Origin of the sequence: Pseudomonas sp. PS01299, from assembly GCF_029960145.1 — a bacterium.
GTDB classification, from domain to species: Bacteria; Pseudomonadota; Gammaproteobacteria; order Pseudomonadales; family Pseudomonadaceae; genus Aquipseudomonas; species Aquipseudomonas putida_A.
The window spans coordinates 1-7,295 of sequence record NZ_JASCPO010000262.1; the positions used below are offsets into that span (position 1 = coordinate 1).

At 60.0% G+C, this 7,295-nt stretch carries 7 protein-coding genes; 6 read left to right on the forward strand and 1 reads right to left on the reverse strand.

Features of this window, described 5'->3' with window-relative positions:
• Nucleotides 1-185 precede the first annotated feature (185 nt).
• From efeU to efeO (QMX91_RS27125), 4 genes are read left to right on the forward strand one after another with little or no spacing between them, the layout of a single operon-like run.
• Nucleotides 186-1,040: an iron uptake transporter permease EfeU gene (efeU, locus tag QMX91_RS27110; RefSeq protein ID WP_027611967.1), complete on the forward strand. Its 855-nt coding sequence runs from the start codon at nt 186-188 to the stop codon at nt 1,038-1,040.
• 8 nt (nt 1,041-1,048) lie between these two features.
• Entirely contained in the window at nt 1,049-2,248 is a 1,200-nt protein-coding gene (efeO, locus tag QMX91_RS27115; protein WP_282413646.1) for an iron uptake system protein EfeO, read from the forward strand.
• A 17-nt stretch (nt 2,249-2,265) separates the two neighbouring features.
• A complete protein-coding gene (efeB, locus tag QMX91_RS27120) occupies nt 2,266-3,564 on the forward strand; it encodes an iron uptake transporter deferrochelatase/peroxidase subunit (protein WP_282413647.1) in 1,299 nt (432 codons plus the stop codon).
• A 25-nt stretch (nt 3,565-3,589) separates the two neighbouring features.
• Complete coding sequence (gene efeO / locus QMX91_RS27125) at nt 3,590-4,414, forward strand: iron uptake system protein EfeO (protein ID WP_027611970.1); 825 nt, start codon at nt 3,590-3,592, stop codon at nt 4,412-4,414.
• A gap of 151 nt (nt 4,415-4,565) precedes the next feature.
• Here efeO (QMX91_RS27125) and pssA read toward each other — a convergent pair whose 3' ends face one another.
• A complete protein-coding gene (pssA, locus tag QMX91_RS27130; protein WP_115989828.1) occupies nt 4,566-5,909 on the reverse strand; it encodes a CDP-diacylglycerol--serine O-phosphatidyltransferase in 1,344 nt (447 codons plus the stop codon).
• Nucleotides 5,910-6,124: 215 nt separating this feature from the next.
• On the opposite strand from pssA, the gene QMX91_RS27135 reads away from it, so the two are divergent.
• Together QMX91_RS27135 and QMX91_RS27140 are read left to right on the forward strand one after the other, a co-directional pair.
• Nucleotides 6,125-6,688, forward strand: a complete 564-nt coding sequence (locus tag QMX91_RS27135; RefSeq protein WP_096796073.1) for a TetR family transcriptional regulator — start codon at nt 6,125-6,127, stop codon at nt 6,686-6,688.
• Nucleotides 6,689-6,744: 56 nt separating this feature from the next.
• Nucleotides 6,745-7,224 carry a nuclear transport factor 2 family protein gene (locus QMX91_RS27140; protein ID WP_007963424.1) on the forward strand — a complete coding sequence of 160 codons (480 nt, stop codon included), beginning with the start codon at nt 6,745-6,747 and terminating at the stop codon, nt 7,222-7,224.
• Nucleotides 7,225-7,295: the final 71 nt, after the last annotated feature.

Consider the following 7,295-nt stretch of genomic DNA (forward strand, 5'->3'; position numbering starts at 1 on the left):
GTCAGCAACATCCTTATCGACTGACACGCCGCCTTCGCGAGCAAGCCCGCTCCCACCGGGATTTGTGCGTGGCAAAAAACAGGTTGTTCAGCTTGCGTTCAGGTTTATGTCAATCATTGTCATGTGAGAATGGTTGTCATTATGTTACAACTTGTAACTTCTTCGAATGACTTAGTGGACACCGAATGCTCGTTCCCTTTCTGATCATGCTGCGCGAAGGCATTGAAGCCGCGCTGATCGTTGGCATCATCGCCAGCTACCTGCAACAGACCGGTCGTGGCCAGTGGATGCCGGCAGTGTGGATCGGCGTGTTTCTCGCTGCGGCCCTGGCGTTGCTGGTCGGTGGTGGCCTGGAACTGGTGAGCGCCGAATTCCCGCAGAAACAGCAGGAGTTGTTCGAAGGCATTGTCGGACTGGTCGCGGTGGGCATTCTCAGTTCGATGGTGTTCTGGATGCGCAAGGTTGCGCGCTCGATCAAGCATTCGCTGCAAGCCTCGCTCGATCACGCTCTGACTTCGTCAAAGCACCAGGTAATCGCGCTGATCGCCATGGTGTTCTTCGCCGTGGCTCGCGAAGGCCTGGAAACTGTGTTCTTCCTGCTCGCCGTGTTCCAGCAGAGCGAAGGCCCGGGCGCGCCGATCGGTGCCCTGCTCGGCCTGGTGCTGGCGATTGTTGTCGGCTTCCTGATCTACAGCGGCAGCATGCGCCTGAACCTGTCGGCGTTCTTCAAGTGGACCGGGCTGTTCATACTGGTGGTCGCCGCCGGGATCCTCGCCAATTCGGTGCAAGCTCTGCATGAAGCCGGCGTGTGGAACCACCTACAAACCGTGCTGTTCGACTTCAGCGCGACGCTGCCGATGGACGGCCCGCTGGGTTCGGTGCTAGCCGGCATGTTCGGGTATCAGGATGCGCCGACCGTCAGCACTCTCGGTGCGTACCTGATCTATCTGGTGCTGGCGCTGGTGATGTTTTTCTACCCCGCCGCGCCGGCCTCCAGCGCTGACGCCGCCGGCAAATCGTCTTCCGTTTCCAGCCAATAAGGGCCTCCATGTCAAAGCCTAATACTCCTCAGGCCTCGCCTCCCCGCGCCTTGCGCTGGGCGGTGGCCGGTTCGGTGGTCGTGATGATCGCCGCCGGTGGCCTGTTCTACTACGCCTCGAAAATGGCCGCGGCCAAGCGTCAGCACAACCATGATGAAGTGGTGGTCAACATCAACGCCCACAGCTGCGATCCGAACGAGCTGACGGTTCCCGCCGGTCGCGCCAGTTTCCGCATCGTCAACCGCTCCGACCGGGCGGTGGAATGGGAAATTCTGGACGGCGTGCTGGTGATCGAAGAGCGCGAAAACATCGCGCCGGGCCTGAGCCAGGTGATCAACGCCAACCTGCAACCCGGCGACTATGCGATCACTTGCGGTCTGCTGAGCAACCCTCGCGGCGTGCTGCACGTGACGCCGACAGCGGCTTCCGATGCTGCCGCCAAGGCCAAGCCGTCGATGGTCGCTTTCGTCGGGCCGCTGTCGGAGTTCCGCGTGTATCTGGCGACGCAAGGCAGCGCGCTGATCAAAGCCGTGACCGCGCTGAATCAGGCAATTGCCGGCGGCGATCTGGCCCAGGCGCAGACGCTGTACCTGCCGGCGCGTGCCGCTTACCAGCGTCTGGCACCTGCCGCGCAACGGCTGGCCGAACTGGACAACAGCATCAATGCCCGCGCCGATTACTTCGAAAAACGCGAACAGGATCCGGCGTTCGTCGGTTTCCACCGGATCGAATACGCGCTGTTTCAGCAACGCAGCCTCGACGGCTTGAACACGGTCGCCGAGCGCCTGCTGGCCGACGTCACCACCCTCAAACAGCAACTGCTGGCGCAATCGCTGCCGCCGGAGCAACTGGTAAGCATCGTGGTGCGCAATCTCAACACCCTGGCCGACGTGCGTGCTGCCAGCGGTGAAGAGGAACGCTACAGCCACGGCGACCTCAATGGCTTCGCCAGCAACCTGGAAACCGCACACAAAGTGGTCGAGCTGCTGCGGCCGATGCTGACCAGGTCGGCGCCGGATCTGCTGCCGAAAATCGACGCGGCGCTGAGTGATTTCGACAGCGTACTGAACAACTTCAAGGTCAAGGACGGCTACGCCACTTACGACACGGTCAGTGGCGCACAACGCAAACAGATCGCCGACAAGGCTCAGGCTCTGGCTGACGCTCTGGATGGCATCGATCCCGCCCTCGGCCTTTCCGGCCTGTAAGCAGAAGACGAATACCGATGAAAGAATTGCAAAACCTCGATCTGCAACGTCGCCGCCTGCTGATGGGCATGGGTGTCGCCGGCGTCGCCCTGGCCGGTTCGGCCCTGAGCTGCCCGGCCATGGCTGCAGCGCCGGCGCAAGTCACCGAAGCGCCGAGCAGCGACAAGACCGAAGACCGCCATGATTTCCACGGCGTGCACCAGACCGGGATCGTCACCCCGCGTCCGGCGTCCGGCATGTTCGTGTCGTTCGACGTACTGGCTAGCGATCGCGAAGACCTTGAGCGGCTGTTCCGTACCCTCAACGAGCGCATCGCGTTCCTGATGAAGGGCGGCCCGGTGGCGCAGATCGACCCGAAACTTCCGCCGCCGGATTCCGGCATTCTCGGCCCGGTGGTGACTCCGGACAACCTGACCATCACCGTCTCGGTGGGCGAGTCGCTGTTCGACGAGCGCTTCGGCCTGGCCGACGCCAAACCGAAGCGCCTGCAACGCATGGTCGGCTTCCCCAACGATGCGCTGGAGGCCGATTGCTGCCACGGCGACTTGAGCCTGCAGTTCTGCTCGAACACCGCCGACACCAACATTCACGCCCTGCGCGACATCGTCAAGAACCTGCCGGACCTGCTGCTGGTGCGCTGGAAGCAGGAAGGCAGCGTGCCGCCGCAAGCTCCGGCCAAACCGGGTGTGCCGGCGCAATCGGCGCGTAACTTTCTCGGTTTCCGCGACGGCTCGGCCAACCCCGATTCCAACGACACCAGAGCGATGGACAAGATTGTGTGGGTGCAACCGGGCAGCGATGAGCCGGCGTGGGCGGCCCACGGCAGCTATCAAGCTGTACGGATCATCCGCAACTTCGTCGAGCGTTGGGACCGTACACCGTTGCAGGAACAGGAAAGCATCATCGGCCGGGTCAAGACCACGGGCGCACCGATGGGCGCGAATCACGAAACCGAAATCCCGGATTACAGCAAAGACCCGGAAGGCAAACTGACCAAGCTCGACGCGCACATTCGCCTGGCCAACCCGCGCACCGCCGCGAGCCAGGCCAACCTGATCCTGCGCCGGCCGTTCAACTACTCCAACGGCGTGAACAAGAACGGCCAGCTCGACATGGGCCTGCTGTTCATCTGCTACCAGGCCGATCTGGAAAAAGGCTTCATCACCGTGCAGACCCGGCTCAACGGCGAGCCGCTTGAGGAATACCTCAAACCGGTCGGCGGCGGTTATTTCTTCACCCTTCCGGGTGTCACCGGCGACAAGGATTTCATCGGTCTCTCGCTGCTCAACGCCACCCAACCCAAAACAGCTGCCTAACCATAAAAAACCTCGGAGCCGCTCCATGAAAAAGTCGCCACTCGCGTTACTGCTGACCCTCGGTTTGCTCAACACCCCGCTGTCGGCGTTCGCCGCGACGGCGCCACTGGATCTGGTCGGCCCGGTGTCGGACTACAAGATCTACGTCACCGAGCAACTGGATGAACTGGGCAGCCACACCAAACAATTCACCGATGCGGTGAAGAAAGGTGACCTGGCCACCGCGCAAAAACTCTACGCGCCGACCCGCGTCTACTACGAGTCGATCGAGCCGATTGCCGAGCTGTTCAGTGACCTTGATGCGTCCATCGACTCTCGCGTCGACGACCACGAAAAAGGCGTGAAGGCTGAAGACTTCACCGGTTTTCACCGCATTGAATATTCGCTGTTCTCGGAGAAAACCACTGAAGGCCTGACCGCTCTGGCGGACAAGCTCGACAGCGATGTGAAAGACCTGCAAACCCGCGTCGCTGGTCTGACCTTCCCGCCTGAGAAAGTCGTCGGTGGTGCGGCCGCGCTGCTGGAAGAAGTCGCCGCGACCAAGATCTCCGGTGAAGAAGACCGTTACAGTCACACTGACCTGTATGACTTCCAGGGCAACATCGACGGCGCGAAGAAAATCGTCGACCTGTTCCGTCCGCAGATCGAAAAACAGGACAAGGCGTTTGTTGCCAAAGTCGACAAGAACTTCGCTACCGTGGACAAGATCCTTGCCAAGTACAAGACCAAGGACGGTGGTTTCGAGACTTATGACAAAGTGAAGGATAACGACCGCAAAGCACTGGTCGGGCCGGTCAATACCTTGGCGGAAGACCTGTCCACATTGCGTGGCAAGCTCGGTCTGAACTGAGTTTTTGTAGCGCCTGATCCGGCTCCTTCGCGAGCAAGCCCGCTCCCACATTGGGGGTGTGTTGAGCACAAACAGTGTGGTCGACACAAATCCAATGTGGGAGCGGGCTTGCTCGCGAAAGCGCTGGCAGCCGCACCCAATGACTTGAGCCTTACAAAATCCGGTAGAGCAACCGCTCGATCCGCACCCGACTCACACGCTTCAAAAACTTCGCCACCCCCGCCGGGTACTCCGGCAAGGTTTCCAGGTTCTGGAAACTGGCAATCCGCGTGGTGTTGCGGAAGATCTCTTGCTGCTCCTTCGCCCGTGGCTCAAGCCACTCGCCTTGCGGATCATCGATCAACAGCGCGTTTTCCAGGTCCAGACGAAACGCCCGTGGATTGAGGTTGTTGCCGGTCAGCAGCGTATAGCGCTGGTCGACCCACATGCCCTTGAGGTGATAGCTGTTGTCGCCGTCACGCCACAGATGCAGGTTCAACTGGCCGCTGTCGATGTTGCGCTGATGCCGCTTGGCAAAACGCCGCAGGCTGATTTCGTACAGATACGGCAGCGCCGCAATCACCTTGAACGGCTCGCTCGGCGGAATGTAGAAATCGTTGGCGGTTTTGTCGCCGACCACGATGTCGATCTTCACCCCACGGGCCAGCGCACGGTTGACCTCGCGGATGATCGGCAGCGGCAGGTTGAAGTACGGCGTGCAGATGGTCAGCTGCTGTTGCGCGCTGGCGATCAGCTCGACAATCACCCGGTTCAACGGGTTGTTCTTGCCCACGCCCAGCAACGGACTTACCGACAGGCCGGTATGCGCGGTGCTGCCGGCGCTGGTGTCGTACGCCGCATATTTGAGACGGCTGCGCAGGTCGCCGATGTCGTTGCGCAGGCTGCGGGTGGTCGGCAGGTTGGGCAGGTCGAGGCGATGCACAGCCTTGGATTCGATCAGGCCGTGCTTGACCAGGTGATGCATTGAATCCGCCAGTTCGCGGCTGTGCAGCACGTGGTAGCGGTCGAAACGGTACTTGTCGAACTTGTGCAGGTAGACGTTGTTCAGGCTTGCACCGCTGTAAACCACGCAATCGTCGATCACGAAGCCTTTCAGATGCAGGACGCCGAACAGTTCGCGGGTCTGCACCGGCACGCCGTAGACCGGCACTTCACTCTGATGGGTGCGGGTCATTTCCTGGTACCACGCCGAGTTGCCCGGCTGTTTGCCGGCACCGATCAACCCGCGCTGGGCGCGCAGCCAGTCAACCACCACGACGATCTCCAGCTCCGGGCGCTTGAGCTTGGCGGCGTGCAAGGCATCGAGGATTTCCTGACCGGCCTCGTCGTGCTGCAGATACAGCGCAACGATGTAGATGCGCCGGGTCGCCTCGGCGATTTTCTCCAGCAGGCAACGACGGAACTCGGCGGCGCCGGACAGAATGGTCACGGCCTCGGCAGTCAGCGGAAAGCTGCGCAGTTTGGGCAGCAAAGAGCGTTTGAAAAGCAACGGCATAGGGCTCGCAATGGGTCGAATCCGAAGAACCCGAGAGCTTACACCATCAACCGGTTCGGGTCTTGTTACTGTCTGTAATGACCCCTTCGCGAGCAAGCTCGCTCCCACAGTGGATCGCATTTCAAATGTGGGAGCGGGCTTGCTCGCGAAAGCGGTATCGCAGACACAAAAATAACTGCTTGACCAAGGAGAACGATCGTTCTACTGTTCGCCACATGAACGAAATCACTGACACCTCGACCCGCGACATCATTCTGGATGTCACCGAAAAGTTGATCTACAAAAGTGGCATCGCGGCCACCGGCATGGATCTTCTGGTGAAAACCGCCGGCGTCTCCAGAAAAAGCATCTACCGCTACTTCGCCAACAAGGAGGAGCTGACCGTCGCTGCCCTGCAACGCCGCGACGTGCGCTGGATGCATTGGTACAGAAGTGCTGTCGATCAGGCCGAAACCCCGGCCGACCGCCTGCTCAACCTGTTTACCGTGCTCAAAAGCTGGTTCGCCTCGGAAGGCTTCCGTGGCTGCGCCTTTATCAACACCAGTGGCGAAACCGGTGATCCCGAAGACCCGGTACGTCAGGTCGCCAAAGACCACAAACAGAAACTGCTCGACTACCTGTGCGAGCTGTGTACCGAACATGGCGTCGAAGATCCGCAACGTCTGGCCAGACAATTGCTGATCCTGATTGACGGCGCCATTACCGTAGCGCTGGTGATGGGTGATCACAGTGCCGCTGATAATGCGCAATGCATGGCGCGTAAGTTATTGGACCTGTAACGCCTTAAATAAGCCTCAACCGTTGTTTAATCGTTAATTAGATCGGGAGACTGAAAATGTCGACTGCTGCCCAAGTGCGTCCGCCTTTACCGCCGTTCAACCGTGAATCGGCTATCGAAAAAGTACGTCTGGCCGAAGATGGCTGGAACTCCCGCGATCCCGAGAAGGTGTCGTTGGCCTACACCCTCGACACAAAATGGCGCAACCGCGCCGAGTTCGCCAACAACCGCGAAGAAGCCAAGGCCTTCCTGACCCGTAAATGGGCCAAGGAACTCGACTACCGCCTGATCAAGGAACTCTGGGCCTACTCTGACACGCGGATTGCCGTGCGCTACGCCTATGAATGGCGCGACGATTCGGGCAACTGGTTCCGCTCCTACGGCAACGAAAACTGGGAGTTCGATGAGCACGGGCTGATGTTCCAGCGTTATGCCTGCATCAACGACATGCCGATCAAGGAAAGCGAGCGCAAGTTCCATTGGCCGCTGGGTCGGCGTCCGGATGATCATCCGGGGCTCTCCGATCTCGGTCTCTAAGTCCACATAGTTCCAATTGTAGGAGTGAGCCTGCTCGCGATAGCGGTGTGTCAGTCAGCCTGAATATTGAC